General features: G+C 50.1%; 1 pseudogene. It reads left to right on the plus strand.

What is annotated here, in order from left to right:
- Positions 1 to 453: pseudogene (locus JHD69_RS20385) on the plus strand (conjugal transfer protein TraG); the annotation flags it as partial.

Here is a 453-nt window from a genome sequence, read left to right on the forward strand (position 1 = left end):
CTACAATCACTTACTGAAGCATAACGACCGATACGAAATCAAACCAAAGTTTTATGTCATCAATTTTGACGACCCACGACGGAGCCACCGCTGCAATCCGCTCAATCCCAATTTCATGACCGACATTTCAGATGCCTACGAGGCAGCCTACACCATCATGCTGAACCTCAATCGAAGCTGGATACAGAAACAGGGCGATTTCTTCGTGGAAAGCCCGATCATCCTTTTGGCGGCCATCATATGGTTTCTGAAAATTTACGACAATGGCAGGCATTGCACGTTCCCGCACGCCATTGAGCTGCTCAACAAAAAGTATGCGGACGTGTTCACCATCTTGACCTCCTACCCCGAACTGGAAAATTATCTTTCGCCCTTCATGGACGCCTGGCAAGGCGGAGCGCAGGACCAATTGCAAGGCCAGATCGCCTCGGCGAAAATCCCACTGTCCCGGAT

Origin of the sequence: Pedobacter sp. ASV12 (assembly GCF_016429155.1) — a bacterium.
In the GTDB taxonomy this organism is placed as follows: Bacteria; Bacteroidota; Bacteroidia; order Sphingobacteriales; family Sphingobacteriaceae; genus Pedobacter.